This window comes from Pedobacter nototheniae (assembly GCF_032678625.1).
In the GTDB taxonomy this organism is placed as follows: domain Bacteria; phylum Bacteroidota; class Bacteroidia; order Sphingobacteriales; family Sphingobacteriaceae; genus Pedobacter; species Pedobacter nototheniae_A.
Genome location: NZ_JAVTSO010000006.1, coordinates 242,381 through 260,593, shown reverse-complemented (window position 1 = coordinate 260,593; position 18,213 = coordinate 242,381). Strand labels below are relative to the sequence as shown.

The window sequence follows — 18,213 nt, the reverse complement described above, 5'->3', positions numbered from 1 at the left end:
AAAACAATTCGATGAAAATCACTTTAAAAACAGCTGTAATTTTTCTCTTGTTCCCATTTTCTTTAATGGGGCAAGAGAAAGATACTGCAAAAAATACGAAACAAACGCTATTATCGAGTTCATTCTATACAGATTCTACCAATCAGGAGATTTATAATTTCGCCAAGCAAAGCAGTTATTATCTTATGGATTTAATGCCAGATCATGTAAGTAAAGCTTCTCTTCAATACATATATCAAAAAGGGAATTTCGTTCCTTCTCAAGGCGCTACCACCATTAATGCCATTAATGCATCAACTGAGGGTACTACCAAGCTCGGGACGATTAAACTTTTTGGCGGTTTTTCATATCAGAAAACATTTGAAGACAGCACCAGATTTGCTCACCAAACCCGCAGTAACCTATCTACTCCTTATTACTTTGGCTCACCAGCGTATGTACACTATGAAAGAAGTGTATATACTTTTAATGCCATGGCAACCAAGTTTTTTTTTAACGATAAGTTAAATATGGGAATTGGTACAGATTATAAAGTGGGCGATCACTATTCTACAAATGATCCAAGGGGCTCCGTTGGAGAATATCAATTAAATTTGCAGTTTTCTTTAGGATATAAAGTCAATAAATCATTTAGTTTTGGTGCTGCGTATAGAACTGGCTACGGGCAAGAACGTGTAACTGTTGGTTATAAAAACCCACGTTATTATGAAAGTTCATTTTATCCTATGTACTATAATCACCTGATTAATGGCTATGGAGAAGGGCGGCCAGCTTTAAGTTCCAACAATAGAAGGTATAGTGATGATCAAAAACGTAATGGTGCCGATTTGTATTTGGATTTTAAGACTGAAAACCTTGGACATTATCACTTGAAGGCAAGTCATCTAAAAGAATCTCAGCATTATTTCTATGGTTCGGGATCTGGTTTCGAAGATTTTGCACAATATGATCTGACCAATACAGATTTAAAATTTTTATGGTATAAAACCTACGGAAAATATACTTTAGGTACGCTCATAGATTATAACAACAATGCAGGAAAGGATTTTAATATCCAGTATGCTGCAAACAATTATCGTTACAATGTTGAAACTTTATCAGCAAAAGTCTTCTTATCAAAAAATGGTATAAAAAACACTTATAACCACTTTCTCAAGATCACTCAATATAGCGAAGAACGTGTTGACGGAGTAAAGGCAAATGATATTTATTTTAGCAACTTATATCTAAATATTGGGTCTGGGTTTACTCATTTTCAGGGAAAGCAGCATTTTTTAAGTATAAATTTATCTGCAGAATATAAGCTGCCATTAAATGATCAATTTCAGGTAACACAAGCCAATGAAGGTTATTTCACTCGCTATGTAATTTACCATGATTACCTTTACAATACGGCTTCTTATTTTGGCGGAAAAGTAACTGCAGAATATGGATTTCCTTTTTTAAAAACGATGCAAGCTGGTTTTAAAATTGATCTTGGGTACAACAATAAACTGGATCAAAAAGCGCTTGAACGTAATATCGTAAGCGAACCAGGCAAAGACCGTTTTTCTTCCAACATTAGCTTAAATCTATATTTTTAATCCATGAATAAAGTTTTTGGTGGACTGGCCATTATCCTTACCGGTCTGATTTTATTTTCATTCCAATCTTCTGAGTTTAATAATGAAGATGATTTGAGCATTGATAGTTTACGTAAAGTATATGCTAAGCCCACCAGCCAATGGCCCAAACCAACAGTGGATAAGGGTGCCGTTTTTCAGGAGTTAGGCGAGCTTCCTCCCGCTCCGGTTGACTTAAAAAATGATTCGGTTAGAAAGGTTGCAGAACTGGGTAAAATATTATTTTTTGACCCTCGTTTATCAGGTTCAAACCAAATTTCCTGTTCCAGTTGTCATGCTCCGGATTTACACTGGGCAGATGGCCGGCAGGTTTCTGTTGGACACGACCATTTGAATAACATTAGAAATGCGCCTTCACTTGAAAATGTGTGGTTTTACAAACGTTTATTTTGGGATGGCCGGGCAAATAGTTTAGAAGAGCAGGCTGGTAATCCTGTAGCGGCACATAACGAAATGCACCAGGATATAAAGGCACTTCCTAAAAAGTTAAGTAAAATTAAAGGTTATAAACCTTATTTTACCGATGCTTTTGGTTCGGCTCAAATTACCAATCAGCGAATTTTCGAAAGCCTGGCTACTTTTCAGCGTAGTATTGTAAGCAGAAGAACGCCTTTCGATCGCTTTTTGGCAAAAGATAAGAATGCGTTAACCGATCAGCAGTTAACCGGGTTACATTTATTCCGCACCAAGGCACGTTGTATCAACTGCCATAATGGGCCGTTATTTACAGACAATGAATTTCACAATGATGGATTAACTTATTATGCCCGAAAATACGAGGACTTAGGTTTATACAACATAACCAAAAACCCGGAAGATGTAGGCAAGTTTAAAACGCCAGGTTTAAGAAATGTAATGAAAACCGCACCATGGTTCCATAATGGGTTGTTTGCCAGTATGGACGGTGTAATGAATATGTATAATATTGGCATGCCGGTACAAAGGGTTAAACCAGAACAGGTAAATGATCCTTTACTGCCTAAAAATGACAAACTTTTAAAAGGCTTGAGGTTAAGTGGAGCAGAAAAAGATGCAGTTATCGCCTTCTTGGATGCTTTATCTTCACCTGCTGTTTTAATTCGTGTGGAGAAATTGCCACAATAATTATGACATATCATCCATAAAAAATCCTGTTAGTGTATGTTAACAGGATTTTTTTTTATGGCCAACGTCTTGAAACAGTAATTACATTTTAGACGATTTAAGTTCTTCGCCGAAAAATACCGAAGCGTGTTCGTTAAAAGTTTTAGTATCACCACTGGTATAAAACACCCTTTCTCCATTTTTACCAAGGTTACTTTCTATTTCAGGGTGTCTCTGTAAATAATCAGCTAAGCTTTTAGCTACAATTTCTCCCTGGGCTAAAATATTGATATGATCTGGCAAAATGGCCTTTAGTTTTGGCATTAGTAATGGATAATGCGTACAAGCCAAAAGAATGCAGTCTATGTCATCAGATTGATCCATTAATGAATTACAATATTCATTAATAAAAAAGTCGGCTCCAGGTTGCATATGCTCATTATTTTCGATTAAAGGTACCCACATAGGGCAGCTTTGCTGGTAAACTTTAATATCAGGAAAAAATTTATTAATCTCCAACAGATAAGATTGAGAATTTACGGTTCCACGTGTTCCCATTACCCCAACTTGCTTACTTTTAGTAAAACCATTAATTACTTCTGCTGTAGGCCTAATCACTCCCAAAACTCTTTTACCAGGATACCTGGCGGGTAAATCTCTTTGCTGAATGGTTCTGAGCGCTTTTGCTGAAGCCGTATTACAGGCCAAAATTACCAATTGGCAACCCTGATTAAAAAGCCATTCAACACATTCTAAAGTATATTTATAAATCGTTTCAAAGGAATGGTCACCGTAAGGCGATCGTGCGTTATCGCCAAGATAAATATAGTTGTAATCAGGTAATGCATCTGCTATAGATCTAAATACGGTTAAGCCGCCATATCCTGAATCAAAAATGCCTATTGGTGCCTGTATGCTCATCTAACAAATATCAAGTAAAATGCTTAAAACAAAAAACGGGATCAAGTTAAACTTGATCCCGTAATATAATTTTTAAAGATTAAATCTTTAGTCAATATTATTTTTTAGGTGCAGCTGGTTTTGCAGTAGCTGTAATACCCAATTTAGTTTTCACAGAAGCGGTAATATCGTCACCACCTTCCCAGAAAACCAGGTTGTTTCCACCTTGTCCGTTTGCAATATCAAAAACGTAAGCTAAGCCTTTTTCTTTAGCTACAGCTGAAATTGCGTTAGCAACTTTAGCCTGAATTGGTTGAAATAATTCGCCTTGTTTAGTACCTATGTCTTGAGAAGCTTTAGTACGGGCATCTTCAATACGTTTTCCTAATTCCTGAACTTCACCGTAAGCTACTTGTAATTCTTTAGTAAGTGCTTCTCTGTTTGCTTCACTTAAAGTTTTTTCTTTTGCTTGTGCTGCAGTTGCTTTGGTTTGATATTCTTTAATCATTCCATCGATATCAGCTTGTTTTTGTTTCCCTAAAGTCTCTAAAGTTGCTTGTGCTGCTTTAGCTTCAGGTAAGTTAGCAAATACTTCTTCTGAATTAATGTGACCTAATTTTTGTTGTGCATTTGCCACATTAGCTGTAAACAATAAGCCTGCTGCCACTGCAAATACGTTAATTAACTTTCTCATTTTTATTTATCTTACTTTTTAATTTTTTATTAGGTTCTAATATGGTACTTTTTAATTTAACCACTCGTTTAATTTACAAGTTACAAAGATAGCACAAATTAAAAGTTATAAACTTAGATAGCAATAGTTTTTTAACTTTTTTTAACATTTTGCTTTATGAAAGTCGCGAACACAATTATGCATCATTTTTCTTAAACACCAACTTCTTTTAAACCTTATATCTTAAATAAAAAAAGCTTACCCTAATGAGTAAGCTTTTTTATTTAATAAAGAGAATTTATACAATTACTGAACCGCACATGGCAAGACAACCTTCTAAAGTATACACATAGGTTGTAAAATCGCCACAAGTACACTTAATCTGAGGAAGTGGACTATCATATCCACCAAGTACATTTTTCATTTCTGCTTTGCTAAGTTTTTTCTGATTTTTCATATTTGTTATTTTAGTTTCCTCCAAAATAGAAAAAAATCATTTATACAATAAACAAACTATGTAAAATATTTATTGCAAAAGTAAGTTAGCAAATATTAATACCTTGTATTAATTTACAGTCCCGGGCTTATAACCTAATTTTACAATTACGTCATTACTAACATCGTAGCTGCTACTGGCATAAATCATCATTGTAGCTTCGCTACTTTTATCAAAAATAAAATCAAGGTACTTCGCTTTTGCGATTTGTTTAATCACATCGGCCACTTTATCCTGTATAGGTTTTATTAATTTTGTTCTGCTTTGAAAGAGTTCTCCATCAGGTCCAAATTTTTGACGCTGAAATTCTTTAGCTTGTTTTTCTTTTTCAATAATTTCGTTTTCACGGCGCTTGCGCATATCATCTGTTAACAAAACCTGATCGGCCTGATAAGCTTTATACATTCTGTCTATTTCAGAAAAATTCTGATCTGCCTGTTGCTGCCATTGTTTTGAAGCAACTTCTAGCTGGCTTAATGCCGATTTATATTCGGGCATATGTTTTAAAATGTATTCGGTATCTACATAAGCAAACTTTTGTGCAAAAGCCCCAAAAGATGTGCAAATTAGAAAAGCTATAAAAAGATATTTTTTCATTGTGTGTGTGTTTAATGAGTAGCTGTTCACTGTGCGTTAATAAATCCAAATATATATAATTTATTGTTCATGGCTCAGGAAACTATATACAAAGATACTACCAAAAAACAAAAGCCCAAGAAAACCTGGGCTTTTAACTATTTTTAACATTTAGCTTTTTACTGAATAACTATAGTATGTGTAAAAGTTTCTGTTGGATCTGAATAGCCTTTTTTATATTGCCATCCCAATGATAAAGATACATTATGAGGTTGATTAAATGCATAAGCAAAATTAGTATCGGTTGCAGGTCCCTGAACGTTTAAATCTGCACCAAAATTTCCGCCAACGAAATAGATTCTACCCCAAGCAATTGCATCGTCTCTCCATTCTTTACCACCAAATGCTCCTCCTTTTCTAAATACCTGGCCTTGCATGTACATGCCATATGAAGTATTAATTGCATTAATTTGCCCTGAAATTGCACAGTAAACACGCTCAGGTCTTCCTGTAGAATTAAACTCTTGAGAATAATGATAGATTGTGCCTTGAAAACCTCCGCTTACAACAGTAACCTGGCCTGAACCTCCTACTTCACCTACTGCCAATTTTCCACCATCATTTACACTTTTTAAATCTGTTTGACCGCCCAACTGTGATTTAACATTCATCTCAGTTGTTTTATAATTGGCACTTACATCTTTTGAATATACTTTATCATTATTGGCAAAGTAATTATCAGCACTCAAAATTTGTTTATAAAGATCAAAATCAAGGTTATTTACTAAATATTCATTGTTTCCTTTTAATACAAAGATTTTGTCTCCAACGATCAAAGAAGCATCACTGTTTAATAACCTTGCAAAAACAGGATCAATAACATTAACCACTGGTTGTTTACCATTAGCAGTATCCAATGCTAAACTTTTAATGCCATACTTGCTGATGATGCCTTCAGCATCTTTCAAAGATAATTTCTGCAATTTCGATATGGTTTCATCAAATTTTTGTTGAGAACTAAAACTTAACATTCCATTTTTTACAACTACATCAGCATTTAAATTCTCTGTAGCTGCTTTTTCATTGTTTTCCTTCTTACAAGAACTTAACCCTGCAATAGTAAGCGCTGTTAGCGCTAAGCCAACCATTAATTTGTTCGTATTATTTTTCATATTTTTTTGATTAGGCCATAAACATACAAATTCAATATTAACAATACAATTAAATTATTAGTAATAATACAAAACAACAGACAAAATAAACGGATATAATAATCATTAATGAGCAGAAATGGTTAAAAATAACAACTACAATTGTGTACACGATTTTTAACAACTTTAATTATGCGTTTAAAGCAACTACACAAGCTAATTAATACTATAGCGAACGAACAATTAAACTAAGCACTATAGTCAAACTACAAAAGCATATAAATAAAAAAAGGCAGCTAAAATAGCTGCCTTTGATTGTATTTTTAAAATTAATGGTTAGAAACCACCTAATTGTTGTGCTATACTAAAGTGGAACTGACCTTTGTTTGCATCAGGTAAACCTGGGATTGCATCAAAACCATATCCATAATCAATTCCTAATAAACCAAATATTGGCAAGAAGATTCTGGCACCAACACCTACTGATCTTCTGATGTTAAAAGGATTAAACTCGCTAAACTTATCCCAGGTGTTACCACCTTCAGCAAAGGCTAAAACAAATGCTGTTGCCTGCTGACTTGAAATAACTGGGTAACGAGCCTCTAAAACGTATTTAGTGTAAATAGGACTTCCTGATGTTTGTGCCAAGCCTGGGTTTGAACCTACCGGAATAACTGTATTGTTTGCATAACCACGCATTGCGATTAACTCAGAGCCTTGAAGGTAATCGAAACCTTGCATACCATCACCACCTAATTTAAAACGCTCAAATGCTGATTGACCTACTGCGCTGTTGTATGTACCTAAGAAACCAAATTGTGCTTGCGCTTTGATTACGAAATTACCTGCAACACGCTGATACCACTGCGAATCGAATTTCCATTTATGGTATTCAGTAAATTTATATTTTTCCTTATCAGAAGCGGTAGCATAATTCACTTTGTTAAATAATGAATATGGTGGCGTTGCCTGAATTGTAAATCGGATGAATGAACCTGACTTAGGGAAAATTGGCGAATCTCTTGAATCCCTGCTAATCTCCTGTGAAAGGTTGAAGTTATAAGATGTTCCTGTTGAAAATTTAAATCCGGTGTAGTTATTTAAAATGTACTGTTGGAAACTTACTGCATGGCTCAATTGGAAATAGTTATCCGGCCAGTTTAATCTTCTTCCTAAACTTACAGTTACACCATTTAAACGGATTTTTTGGTATAATGAGCTGTTGCTATCATAGCCATTAGATTGTAATGAGGTAAATGCACTTACACCAAAGCTAACTGGTTTCTCGCCACCAAACCAAGGCTGAGAGAAAGAGAAACTATACGATTGGTAATATTTACCATTGGTTTGTCCACGTAAACTTAGTTTTTGTCCATCACCTTTTGGCAGTGGTTTGTAAGCTTTTAAATTAAATAAATTACGAAGTGAGAAGTTGTTAAAGGTTAAACCCAAGGTACCGATAATACGACCACCACCAAAACCACCTGACAATTCAATTTGATCTGATGGTTTTTCTTCTACTGCATATTCAATATCCACAGTTCCATCAGCGGGATTTGGCCTTGGGGTTGGTACAGTTTTAGATTCATCAAAATTACCCAACTGGCCTATCTCACGAATGGTACGAATTAAATCACTTTTGTTAAATTTTTGCCCCGGCTTGGTACGGATCTCACGCAACACTACTTTATCATTGGTAATGGTATTTCCTTTTAATGTAATACGGTTATTGGTGTACTGTGGACCTTCGTACATGCGCATTTCAACGTCAACCGTATCGCCATAAATTTTAGTTTGTACCGGATCAATATTAAAAGTTAAGTAACCATTATCGGTATACATGCTGTTAATATCACCACCGTTTTCGCCACCACCATTTAATTTTTTATTTAAACGCTCCTCGCTAAATACATCACCTTTCTCAATGGTTAATACTTTACTTAAAACACTATCTGGATAGATTGCGTTTCCTGCCCAGGTAATTTTACCGAAGTAATATTTTTTACCTTCATAAAGGTTCATTTTTATGTTAACCTTTTTAGCATTGAACTGATAAATGCTATCACTTAAAAGGTCCGCATCGCGGTAACCTTTTTCGTGCATTTTAGCAATCATTTTTACTTTGTTTTCTTCGTATTTCTCTTTAGAAAACTTTCCTGAACCCCAAAAACGCCACCAGGCAAATTGTTTTGGATTTTTAAGGTATTTTCTAAGTTTTGCAGATTTGAAATCCTTGTTGCCAGTAAAATCAATGTGCTGAACTTTAACACGATGTCCTTTATCTATGTTCGCTTCAAGTACTACACTGTTTTCAGCGTTCGGATCCTTACGGGTTGTATAGTTAATTTTTGTAAAGAAATAACCTTTATCCAACAAGTATTTTTTTACAATAGCAGAGGTGGTATTGTATAAGTTATCGTTTACAATTTTTCCGGTTTTATCATTCAGTTTTTCCTGAATAGCCGTTTTTTCTGATTTACGAACACCCTTTAAATCAATTGAGCTTAAACGCGGACGTTCTACTACTTCTATTTCAAAATAAACGGTATCCTGAACAAATTTTTCGATATTTAATTTAACATCGTCAAACAATCCTTGTCCCCAAAGCGTTTTAATTGCATCAGAGGTTGCTTCGCCTGGAAGAACCACTTTATCGCCCTTGGTTAATTTAGATAAAGTAACCAATACTTCTTTATCGAGGTATTGGGTTCCCGTAACTGTGGTACCACCGATGATAAATTCTTTAGGACTGAAATAATCGAGATCTAAGCCACCAACCTTTAAAGAAGGTGTTGCCGGTGCCTGACCTGTTGGACGTATTTGAGCAAAGGCCGGAGCGGCTAAAACTAATAGGATTAAAACTTGAAATATTCTTTTCATTAAAATAATTTGTTCAGTAATGACCACGAAGGTAACAATGTTTTATAAAGCAAAATTACTTTATTAATTAACCTTGTTGTGGTTTCATTTATCGTATAAAAGTGGTGCTAAGTTAGTTTAAACGCTTGTTAAAAAGTGTTAAAAGAAAAATTAGTTTAATTGTTCGCTAATTTTGCCAAAACGGCGTTCGCGTTTTTGATAATCTACAATAGCTTCAAAAAGGTTTTCCCTTCTGAAATCCGGCCATAAAACATCCGTAAAATAAAATTCTGTATAAGCCATCTGCCATAGCAAATAATTGCTGATGCGGTGTTCTCCACTGGTCCGGATCATTAATTCAGGATCAGGAATGTTTACAGTGGTTAGTTCTGAAGAAAAAAGGTTTTCATCAATATCATCCAGCGAAACTGCACCATTTTTAACAGCGGCCGCAATATTTTTTGTAGCTTGTAAAATCTCCCACTTCGCGCTGTAACTTAGGGCTAATGTTAAAGTGCACTTTTTATTGTGTGCCGTTTTAGCCATTGCTTCATTCAAATCATCAATACACTCCTGAGGTAGGGAAGAAATATTGCCAATTGCATTAAGCTTTATGTTATTTTTATTAAGCGTTTCAGTTTCTTTATTTATAGTAGAAATCAGAATTTGCATTAAAGCATCTACTTCTTCTTTTGGCCTGTTCCAGTTTTCAGTAGAAAAAGCATAAAGCGTTAGGTACTCAATTCCCACATCTACACAACCTTCCACAATATCTTTTACCGAAAGTACACCTTGCTCATGTCCGAAAACACGCATTTTACCCTGGCCTTTTGCCCAACGGCCATTACCATCCATAATCACGGCAATGTGCTTTGGCAGGCGGCTATAGTCTATTTGTTCTTTAAATCCCATTAATTATGTCAAAATCAGCTTAAAAGGAATAGCATTTTGAGGATACAAAGGTAAAAGATATGCCAACACTAACAAATAGATAAGTATCCCTTTTTCTAAAATCGCCTCTCTGGGTACCAGGCTTGCCGATATTATTATAATTTGGGTTGGCAGGATCTGCCGGATTGGTTAGATTTACAGCTGGATTACCTACATATTTAGGATTTACCGGGTAAACACCACTCACATCATCAATATAATCTGTAAGAGGCGTTCTATAACCTATTTCAGCAAAAACATTCCATGTATCTTTATAATTGTATTTTACCCCTCCCCCATAAGGTATGGTAAGCACGGCATTTTTGTATCCATTTTCCTGTCCTTCAGTTGAAAGCCTGTCTAAACGATATTTATCCCCGTTGTATTTTGCTGTTGGTTGAAAAATAACAAGTCCTGCACCGGTAAATAAATATGGAGTAAAGCTCCTGTTGCCACCGCTTGGCTTATAATCAAAAAAATTGAACTCAAATAAACCTGTAAATTCGTTAAGTGTTGTTTTAAAACGAAGATTACGATCCCTGAACTGTTCGTTGCTGGAGTTTGCATCATCAGCACTAACCTGGCCAAAGGCATAGTTTGCCCTAAAGCCGAGGTAAGGATTAAAGTTTCGCTTAGCAAAAACCGCGGCTGAAACACCGCTAATTTGTAATGGATTATTTTGATTAAGATCGCCCATGTAACCTGCCGCACCTGCTGCCACACCAATTTCCCAGGTTCCACTTTGCGCTTTTGCAAACTGGGTACCGAAAAGAAACAGAAGAACAATTAAAGTAGGCTTGTTTAGCAGCATATTAGTAGTTACGGGTATCAATACCCCATAATAATTTATTCCTTAACGTGTTTAAATACGTTTCATTGTTAAGACGAATAAGATTTATGCAAAAGTCGGCTTTTTTTATGGTAATTTTTACTGATCGTTCTACAGTGACTGTTCTGCTATCGCATGACACCAAAAATTTTGATTCCCGGGCTTCCACTTCAAAAGATAATTCATTGTCATCAGGTACAACAACTGGCCTTACATTTAAGTTATGTGGTGCAATTGGCGTAACTACAAAATTTTCTGAATCGGGGTATATAATTGGTCCGCCGCAACTTAACGAATAAGCTGTAGAACCTGTAGGCGTTGCTATAATTAAACCATCCGCCCAGTAAGAGTTAATAAATTCATTATTCATAGAAGCATGGATAATCATCATGGCTGAATTATCCCGGCGATGGATGGTAATATCGTTAAGGGCAAAATTTTCTTCACCAAAAAGATTATTTTCTGATTCCAAGGTTAAAAGTGAACGGCTATCCAACGTAAACTCTTGATTGATTAAAGCATTAAGTGCCGATTTTATTTCGTTTTTATTGATACTGGCTAAAAATCCGAGTCGACCAAAGTTGATTCCGATGACCGGAATCCCTGAATTACGAATCAGCGAAAGTGTATCAAGCAATGTTCCGTCTCCTCCTAAACTTAACAAAACATCAGCATGTTGTTTTAATTCTGTATGGTTGTGGAAAATAATGGTGCCTGCAGGTAATTTAATTTTACCGTGCAAAGAAGTTTTAAACTTTGAATATAAAACAGGCTGGATTTTATGCTCACTTAAATGATTGAAGATTTCCTGTACATAGGGCAATACTGTATCGTTAAAATCTCTTCCGTAAATTGCAATCCTCATACGTTAAGCTTAAACATTTAAATAATTCATGAAAGAATCAAATCGCTCTTGTGAGCCGTTATCAATTTGGGTGTTATTATAAACTTCTTTGACCAGGTAATCGTATCGTTCCAGAGATGCGACTAAAGAAGTTATCTCTGTTTTATTTACCTTAAGTGTTAATTCAAGGCGGGTAGAATTTTCAAAAGAATTAATGTAAGAAGATAATATCTGCGCATTATCGGCTTCTACAATCTGTGAAATGTGCGCCAAAGAATTGTCCCGGTTACTAATTTCCAGTACAATAATGCCACCCTGTTCATTTACTGCATACTGACCGGCAACATAATCAATAATATTATTAATAGATATTACACCTAAATAATTTTTCTGCTGGTCTAAAACAGGCACTATGGTTAACTTAAGCTGGCTCAGCAACCTGATTACATCATAAGTATGTGCATTATTAAAAACAAATGCATTTAACAGGTTTAAAGAAACATCTTTAATTTGTTTGCTATGGTTCTGGATTCCTAAAAGATCATCTTCAGAAGCTATACCAACAAACTGCAAGTCGTTAACAACGGGCATATGCTTTAGTTTAAATTCGTTCATACGATCTAAAACTTTCTGCACCGTGTCATCGGATCTTACGGGTGATATAACACTTGATATGATTTCTTCAGCAAACATTTATTTTAGTAATATTCTATCTAAAAATTTCTCTAAAAAGGCATTAAATATCTCAGGATGTTCCATCATAGGAACATGCCCGCATTTATCTACCCAGTTTAACTCTGAGTTTGGCAACAGCTCGTGGAACTCTTCTGCAACCTCAGGTGGTGTAACTTTATCATTTCTGCCCCATATTAATGAAACAGGGATTGTTATTTTCGACAGCTCCTTAGCCATATTGTGACGGATAGCTGATTTTGCCATTGTTAAAATCCTGATTACCCTTGATCGGTCGTTAACGGTTTTAAAAACATCATCAACAAGTTCTTTGGTTGCAATTTCAGGATCATAAAAGGTAAAAGCTACCTTTTCCTTTACATAATCGTAACTTTCCCTTCGTGGAAAAGATCCGCCGAAAGCATTTTCATATAAGCCAGAACTGCCTGTGAGCACTAAAGCTTTAACAAATTCCTGGTGTGCAACAGTAAAAACCAAACCAACATGCCCTCCTAATGAGTTGCCAATAAGTACAACCTGGTTTAAGTTTTTATATTTTAAAAAACGATGAACGTATCTCGACAAGGATTTTACTCCTAAAGTTAAAATAGGCAATTCGTAAATAGGCAAAATAGGAACAACAATATGATAACGATCTTTGAAACGCTCTATAACGAGCTCCCAGTTGCTTAATTCGCCCATAAGACCGTGTAGCAATACCAGTGTTTCGCCCTTTCCAGCTTCTATATATTTAAATCCGTCTTCTTCAATTATCTCGTAAGTCATATTATTTTAGATGGTATTGTGCTACTAAGTTAGTGGAGTAAAATTAATTTTTTGCATTTCTATGCCATTTTTCTGAAATAAAAACCAAAACGGTACAAAAACTCTATTTATAATGCATAGAGCAACATACGGCTTGAGATAAATTAACCTTAAACCTTTTACCTCCCACTTTCTTTTACTTTGTTTAAGCTAATTTTTCTTTTACAATTTCAGCAATAAGCTTACCATCAGCCTTGCCTGCAAGTGCTGCATTAGCCATTCCCATCACTTTTCCCATATCCTTAACTGATGTAGCTCCAGATTGTTTGATCACACCTTCAATTATTACCGCTACTTCGGCCCTATCTAATTGTTTTGGCAAAAACTGGTTAATTACTTCTATTTCTTCTTCCTCTACCTTATATAAATCTTCGCGGTTTTGTTGTTTATAAATATCAGCAGATTCGCGGCGTTGTTTAATTAATTTTTGAAGAATTTTTAACTCTGTTTCTTCTGTAATTTCATCCGTTGCTCCTTTTTCAGTTTTGGCTAAAAGCAAAGCCGCTTTTATAGCCCTCAAACCTCTTAATTGTACATCGTTTTTAGCCAGCATGGCTTTTTTAATTTCCTGATCTATTATATTAGATATCATTTCTTTATTGTTAATTGTTTTAATTATCCCTTTCTCGAAACTATTGTTGCTGTTGCCTGGGCGGTTGGCATAATTAACATGTCATTAATATTTACATGCTTAGGCCGGCTTACCACATACCAAATTGCATCTGCAATATCGTCTGCAATAAGAGGTTCCAAACCGTCGTACACTTTTTTTGCTTTTTCGGCGTCGCCTTTAAACCTAACCACAGAAAACTCGGTTTCAACCATACCCGGGTTAATTGCGGTTACTTTTATCCCATGAGGTAAAAGATCTATACGCATACCTTTATTTAACGCATCTACCGCATGTTTACTGGCACAATATACGTTTCCATTTGGATAAACTTCTTTTCCGGCTATAGAACCTATATTAATAATATGCCCCTGCTGATTCGGAATCATCCAGTTGGACACAATTTTGGTTACATACAACAACCCTTTAACATTCGTATCAATCATGGTGTCCCAATCGTCGGTATTTCCTTTATCAATCGGATCTAACCCTTGACTTAACCCTGCATTATTAATTAAAACATCAACCTTTTTCCATTCAGCAGGAATGGCTTCGAGTGCCGTTGATAAGTTTTCTTTTTCTCTAACATCAGCAAAAACCTGCTTTATGGTAATTGCATATTTATCTTCTAAATGATGTGCTATTTTAGCGAGTCGATCTTCACGGCGGGCCAGTAAAACCAAGTTGTAACCTTGCTGAGCAAATATATGCGCGCAAGCCTCGCCTATTCCGGAAGTTGCGCCTGTAATTAATGCAATCTTAGACATATTGTTGAATTTAATATCAGTTATGTTCTTTACCTCGTCGATTAAGAATTATAAATGATGACAAAGGTAAGTTTTTTTGCTTGCTAAGCTTTATTGAAAAATCAGACTGAAAGTTAATTGACGTAATTTTAACTTATCAATAGGATTTGCAAAAGCTGTATTATCGTGCTGCAGCAAATCATTTGTAGAGTAAGAAAGCTTAATCTCTGGCGATACTTTAAAATATTCAAAGTAAAAATCGCAGCCAATTCCGGTTTCGTAAGAAAGATAATTCCGCTTACTTTTCAAAAATTTCTCTGCCGGAGGCAGGCCGTCATCAAAAGTTTTCTTTTTAGAGGCAATATCTATCGAATATTTTGCACCCCCCATCCAATAAGCCCGGAAATTATTTTGCCGGTTTGATTTTATCTTAATACCTAAGGGAAACTCAAACATGGTTGCCTGGATTTTCTTATCTATAATGCTTTCGTAAGTTTTGGTTTGTCCGTTTGGCAATGTTTCTGCAGGTCGGGGCTCATATTCGTAACGTACCACCCGATCGCTAAAGATTAAAGATGGTGTAGCCCGGATATCAAAATTATCAGTCACCCTTCTATTCATTACAAAACCTAAACCAAAGCCCTGTGATGGAGGACTTGAAATAGACCTCAAAGAATTGGTAACCATGGCACTTCCGGGCAAAGGATTATAAGAAATATCGTTGGTATTGGGTACATCATAAAAAGGGCTTTGCCAGTTGCTCTTTTTTAAAATTTTGTACTCAGCAGAAATGTATTGGAAATTAAAACCCCAGCTCCAATCTTCATCATCTACACCCCCGCCCCAGTTTTGAGCAAAAGTTGTAATTGAAGCCATAAAAAGGAGAATGATGAGGCTTAATTTTTTTATCATTTAGTGCCGGTGTATATAGAACTTATTCCAAACGTTAAAATTCTTTGTTTGGTACTTTTGAAGCCTACTTTTTCCATTAACGCGGTAAAATCATTTCCATCGGGAAAGGCGGCAACCGATTCAGGAAGATAGGTATAAGCACGGGTATCTTTAGAAAAAAATCTGCCGAAGAAGGGTAAAATCTGTTTAAAATAAAAACCATAAAGCTGTTTTACCGGGAATACTCTTGGCTTAGAAAATTCTAAAACTACAATTTTACCGTTGGGCTTTAATACACGGAACATATCCTGAAGTCCTTTTTCTAAATTTTCAAAGTTACGTACGCCAAAAGCAACCGTAATCGCATCAAAAGTATGATCTTCAAAATGTAAACCTTCTGAATCTCCAAGTTGTACAGAAAAAACCTCGTTTAAGTTGCGTTCGTTTATTTTCTTTTTGGCTACATTAAGCATTCCTTCAGAAATATCAACACCAACAACTTTTTCCGGGTGCAATTTCTTAATGGCTTCAAAAGCAAAATCGCCTGTGCCTGTTGCTACATCAAGCATAATCCTCGGGTGAATAGAAACCAGCTCTTTAATTGCCTTTTTTCGCCATAAAACATCAATTCCTAAAGAAAGGAAATGATTTAAAAAATCATATTTATGAGAAATATTGTTAAACATAATCGCAACCTGCTCTTTTTTGGTTGCATCTTCAACTTGGTATGGGGTGATATTCTGATTCATGATATGTGGCAAAGATATAGAAAAAGTTGGGAGTGTTGAGTTTGGAGCAGGCACACTGCACCCAAAGTTTACATTATTGCGAAAAAGCCGGAGACTAAAATTGAGGAGTTGGATATTGAGATTGGTTAATATTAAATTTATGAAGCATGAATTTCTGTTTTCAGACTCCAAATACCGGACTTCCGACTTCCGACTCAAAACCCTACCTTTGCATTATGGTTATTAAAACGGCAACATTTGTTTGCAGCAACACCCAGGTATCGGCTTTGCCGCCACCAACTATGCCCGAGTATGCCTTTATTGGTCGTTCTAACGTAGGCAAATCTTCTTTAATTAACATGCTCGTTAATCAGCATGGACTTGCAAAAACTTCGCAACGCCCTGGTAAAACGCAGTTAATTAATCACTTCCTGATAAATGAATCCTGGTACATTGTCGATTTACCGGGTTACGGCTATGCCAAAGTATCCAAAACAAGTCGTGAGAAATGGGAGAAATTTATTCGTGCGTATATTACTAAGAGGGAGAGTTTACAATGTGTTTTTGTACTTATTGACAGCAGATTGGATCCACAGCAAATTGATCTTGAATTTTGCTATTGGCTTGGCGAAAAGCAAATTCCTTTTTCATTACTTTTTACCAAGGCTGATAAACAGGGGGCGACAACAACCGCTAAAAATGTTGCGGCTTTTAAGAAAAAACTGAGCGATTGGTTTGAAGAAATTCCAACAACAATTGTAACATCTGCCGAAAAACAAACGGGCAAAGATGAGGTTTTACACTTCATTACTGAGGTAAATAAAGACTTTGTAAAACCAACGGTATTTAAACAGTTTTAGATTTCTGTTCTATTGATCATGAAAAAGTATTTTTCACTCGTATTATTCGCACACTCTGTATTTGCATTGCCCTTTGCAATGATTGGGTTCTTTTTAGGGGTAACCACTACCGAAGCACCGTTTTCATGGTATAAACTTATTTTGGTTTTGCTTTGTATGGTATTTGCCCGCAACGCTGCAATGGCATTTAACCGCTACCTCGACAGAAATATTGATGCTAAAAATCCGCGTACTCAAATGCGTGATATTCCGGCTGGAAAAATTTCGGCGAATGAGGCGCTCATTTTTGTAATCGCCAACTGTATATTATTTGCGGTAACTACTTATTTTATTAACCCACTGTGCTTCTACTTATCGCCGGTGGCTTTGTTCGTGGTACTTTTTTATAGTTATACCAAAAGATTTACAGCACTTTGTCATTTGGTATTAGGACTGGGTTTAGCCCTTGCGCCTATTGGAGCTTATATTGCTGTTACAGGCCATTTTGCACTGGTTCCTGTACTTTATTCTTTAACGGTATTATTTTGGGTAAGCGGTTTTGATATTATATATGCGCTTCAGGATGAAGATTTTGACCGTGAAGAAAATTTACACTCTATTCCTTCTGCCCTTGGCATAAAAAATGCTTTAAATGTTTCGGTATTGCTACACATATTATCAGCTGCCTGCGTAATTATTCCAGTATTCTTTACTACGTTTAGCTGGGTTTATTACATTGGTGTTGTATTTTTTTGCTGCATGCTTGTTTACCAGCATTTATTAGTTAAACCAAACGATATTAGTAAAGTAAACAGAGCTTTCCAAACCACAAATGGTTATGCATCTGTTGTATTTGCCCTTTGTTTTTTAATTGATGCTTTTTTAAGAAGCCATTAATAAATTATATTGTGTTTCCGAAATAAATAAAATTGTTCCGAC

General features: G+C 35.6%; 19 protein-coding genes. 4 read left to right on the top strand and 15 right to left on the bottom strand.

Going from position 1 to position 18,213, the window contains the following annotated elements; translation table 11 throughout:
- Positions 1-11 precede the first annotated feature (11 nt).
- Positions 12-1,583 carry a DUF6850 family outer membrane beta-barrel protein gene (locus R2Q77_RS17710; RefSeq protein ID WP_316805062.1) on the top strand — a complete coding sequence of 524 codons (1,572 nt, stop codon included), beginning with the start codon at positions 12-14 and terminating at the stop codon, positions 1,581-1,583.
- 3 nt (positions 1,584-1,586) lie between these two features.
- Positions 1,587-2,726: a cytochrome-c peroxidase gene (locus tag R2Q77_RS17705; RefSeq protein ID WP_316805061.1), complete on the top strand. Its 1,140-nt coding sequence runs from the start codon at positions 1,587-1,589 to the stop codon at positions 2,724-2,726.
- Between the two features lie 81 nt (positions 2,727-2,807).
- Here the strand turns inward: R2Q77_RS17705 and murI are convergent, their stop codons facing one another.
- The 15 genes from murI to ubiE all read right to left on the bottom strand — a co-directional run bounded on the left by murI (position 2,808) and on the right by ubiE (position 16,456).
- On the bottom strand, positions 2,808-3,626 hold the full coding sequence (gene murI / locus R2Q77_RS17700; protein ID WP_316805060.1) for a glutamate racemase: 819 nt from the start codon (positions 3,624-3,626) through the stop codon (positions 2,808-2,810).
- Positions 3,627-3,723: 97 nt separating this feature from the next.
- Entirely contained in the window at positions 3,724-4,299 is a 576-nt protein-coding gene (locus R2Q77_RS17695) for an OmpH family outer membrane protein (RefSeq protein ID WP_316805059.1), read from the bottom strand.
- Positions 4,300-4,576: 277 nt separating this feature from the next.
- Positions 4,577-4,735: a bacteriocin-like protein gene (locus R2Q77_RS17690; protein WP_316805058.1), complete on the bottom strand. Its 159-nt coding sequence runs from the start codon at positions 4,733-4,735 to the stop codon at positions 4,577-4,579.
- A 108-nt stretch (positions 4,736-4,843) separates the two neighbouring features.
- Positions 4,844-5,371 carry an OmpH family outer membrane protein gene (locus R2Q77_RS17685; RefSeq protein ID WP_316805057.1) on the bottom strand — a complete coding sequence of 176 codons (528 nt, stop codon included), beginning with the start codon at positions 5,369-5,371 and terminating at the stop codon, positions 4,844-4,846.
- 158 nt (positions 5,372-5,529) lie between these two features.
- On the bottom strand, positions 5,530-6,522 hold the full coding sequence (locus tag R2Q77_RS17680) for a hypothetical protein (protein WP_316805056.1): 993 nt from the start codon (positions 6,520-6,522) through the stop codon (positions 5,530-5,532).
- 315 nt (positions 6,523-6,837) lie between these two features.
- Entirely contained in the window at positions 6,838-9,381 is a 2,544-nt protein-coding gene (bamA, locus tag R2Q77_RS17675; RefSeq protein ID WP_316805055.1) for an outer membrane protein assembly factor BamA, read from the bottom strand.
- A 150-nt stretch (positions 9,382-9,531) separates the two neighbouring features.
- Positions 9,532-10,272, bottom strand: a complete 741-nt coding sequence (locus tag R2Q77_RS17670; protein WP_316805054.1) for an isoprenyl transferase — start codon at positions 10,270-10,272, stop codon at positions 9,532-9,534.
- Between the two features lie 19 nt (positions 10,273-10,291).
- A complete protein-coding gene (locus R2Q77_RS17665) occupies positions 10,292-11,101 on the bottom strand; it encodes a DUF6089 family protein (protein WP_316805053.1) in 810 nt (269 codons plus the stop codon).
- A gap of 1 nt (position 11,102) precedes the next feature.
- On the bottom strand, positions 11,103-11,984 hold the full coding sequence (locus R2Q77_RS17660; protein ID WP_316805052.1) for an NAD kinase: 882 nt from the start codon (positions 11,982-11,984) through the stop codon (positions 11,103-11,105).
- Between the two features lie 9 nt (positions 11,985-11,993).
- Positions 11,994-12,656: a CBS domain-containing protein gene (locus R2Q77_RS17655; RefSeq protein WP_316805051.1), complete on the bottom strand. Its 663-nt coding sequence runs from the start codon at positions 12,654-12,656 to the stop codon at positions 11,994-11,996.
- Positions 12,657-13,421, bottom strand: a complete 765-nt coding sequence (locus R2Q77_RS17650) for an alpha/beta hydrolase (protein WP_316805050.1) — start codon at positions 13,419-13,421, stop codon at positions 12,657-12,659.
- Positions 13,422-13,605: 184 nt separating this feature from the next.
- Positions 13,606-14,052, bottom strand: coding sequence for a GatB/YqeY domain-containing protein (locus R2Q77_RS17645; RefSeq protein WP_316805049.1), 447 nt, complete (start codon positions 14,050-14,052; stop codon positions 13,606-13,608).
- 23 nt (positions 14,053-14,075) lie between these two features.
- Positions 14,076-14,837 carry an SDR family NAD(P)-dependent oxidoreductase gene (locus tag R2Q77_RS17640; protein ID WP_316805048.1) on the bottom strand — a complete coding sequence of 254 codons (762 nt, stop codon included), beginning with the start codon at positions 14,835-14,837 and terminating at the stop codon, positions 14,076-14,078.
- 90 nt (positions 14,838-14,927) lie between these two features.
- The gene (locus R2Q77_RS17635; protein ID WP_316805047.1) at positions 14,928-15,728 is read right to left on the bottom strand and encodes an outer membrane beta-barrel protein; all 801 of its coding nucleotides are present in this window, start codon (positions 15,726-15,728) and stop codon (positions 14,928-14,930) included.
- Positions 15,725-16,456, bottom strand: coding sequence for a bifunctional demethylmenaquinone methyltransferase/2-methoxy-6-polyprenyl-1,4-benzoquinol methylase UbiE (ubiE, locus tag R2Q77_RS17630; RefSeq protein ID WP_316805046.1), 732 nt, complete (start codon positions 16,454-16,456; stop codon positions 15,725-15,727). The genes R2Q77_RS17635 and ubiE overlap by 4 nt, the downstream gene beginning before the upstream one ends.
- A gap of 215 nt (positions 16,457-16,671) precedes the next feature.
- On the opposite strand from ubiE, the gene yihA reads away from it, so the two are divergent.
- Positions 16,672-17,295: a ribosome biogenesis GTP-binding protein YihA/YsxC gene (gene yihA, locus R2Q77_RS17625; RefSeq protein ID WP_316805103.1), complete on the top strand. Its 624-nt coding sequence runs from the start codon at positions 16,672-16,674 to the stop codon at positions 17,293-17,295.
- Between the two features lie 18 nt (positions 17,296-17,313).
- Positions 17,314-18,171: a UbiA-like polyprenyltransferase gene (locus R2Q77_RS17620; protein ID WP_316805045.1), complete on the top strand. Its 858-nt coding sequence runs from the start codon at positions 17,314-17,316 to the stop codon at positions 18,169-18,171.
- The last annotated feature ends 42 nt before the right edge of the window (positions 18,172-18,213 follow it).

Excerpts from the sequence above, each read along its gene's own strand:
- bamA (WP_316805055.1), bottom strand. The coding sequence starts at position 9,381 with ATGAAAAGAATATTTCAAGTTTTAATCCTATTAGTTTTAGCCGCTCCG.
- R2Q77_RS17695 (WP_316805059.1), bottom strand. The coding sequence starts at position 4,299 with ATGAGAAAGTTAATTAACGTATTTGCAGTGGCAGCAGGCTTATTGTTT.
- ubiE (WP_316805046.1), bottom strand. The coding sequence starts at position 16,456 with ATGAATCAGAATATCACCCCATACCAAGTTGAAGATGCAACCAAAAAA.
- R2Q77_RS17670 (WP_316805054.1), bottom strand. The coding sequence starts at position 10,272 with ATGGGATTTAAAGAACAAATAGACTATAGCCGCCTGCCAAAGCACATT.
- yihA (WP_316805103.1), top strand. The coding sequence starts at position 16,672 with ATGGTTATTAAAACGGCAACATTTGTTTGCAGCAACACCCAGGTATCG.
- R2Q77_RS17635 (WP_316805047.1), bottom strand. The coding sequence starts at position 15,728 with ATGATAAAAAAATTAAGCCTCATCATTCTCCTTTTTATGGCTTCAATT.
- R2Q77_RS17620 (WP_316805045.1), top strand. The coding sequence starts at position 17,314 with ATGAAAAAGTATTTTTCACTCGTATTATTCGCACACTCTGTATTTGCA.
- R2Q77_RS17705 (WP_316805061.1), top strand. The coding sequence starts at position 1,587 with ATGAATAAAGTTTTTGGTGGACTGGCCATTATCCTTACCGGTCTGATT.
- R2Q77_RS17690 (WP_316805058.1), bottom strand. The coding sequence starts at position 4,735 with ATGAAAAATCAGAAAAAACTTAGCAAAGCAGAAATGAAAAATGTACTT.
- R2Q77_RS17665 (WP_316805053.1), bottom strand. The coding sequence starts at position 11,101 with ATGCTGCTAAACAAGCCTACTTTAATTGTTCTTCTGTTTCTTTTCGGT.
- R2Q77_RS17660 (WP_316805052.1), bottom strand. The coding sequence starts at position 11,984 with ATGAGGATTGCAATTTACGGAAGAGATTTTAACGATACAGTATTGCCC.
- R2Q77_RS17640 (WP_316805048.1), bottom strand. The coding sequence starts at position 14,837 with ATGTCTAAGATTGCATTAATTACAGGCGCAACTTCCGGAATAGGCGAG.
- R2Q77_RS17680 (WP_316805056.1), bottom strand. The coding sequence starts at position 6,522 with ATGAAAAATAATACGAACAAATTAATGGTTGGCTTAGCGCTAACAGCG.
- R2Q77_RS17655 (WP_316805051.1), bottom strand. The coding sequence starts at position 12,656 with ATGTTTGCTGAAGAAATCATATCAAGTGTTATATCACCCGTAAGATCC.
- R2Q77_RS17710 (WP_316805062.1), top strand. The coding sequence starts at position 12 with ATGAAAATCACTTTAAAAACAGCTGTAATTTTTCTCTTGTTCCCATTT.
- murI (WP_316805060.1), bottom strand. The coding sequence starts at position 3,626 with ATGAGCATACAGGCACCAATAGGCATTTTTGATTCAGGATATGGCGGC.
- R2Q77_RS17685 (WP_316805057.1), bottom strand. The coding sequence starts at position 5,371 with ATGAAAAAATATCTTTTTATAGCTTTTCTAATTTGCACATCTTTTGGG.
- R2Q77_RS17645 (WP_316805049.1), bottom strand. The coding sequence starts at position 14,052 with ATGATATCTAATATAATAGATCAGGAAATTAAAAAAGCCATGCTGGCT.
- R2Q77_RS17650 (WP_316805050.1), bottom strand. The coding sequence starts at position 13,421 with ATGACTTACGAGATAATTGAAGAAGACGGATTTAAATATATAGAAGCT.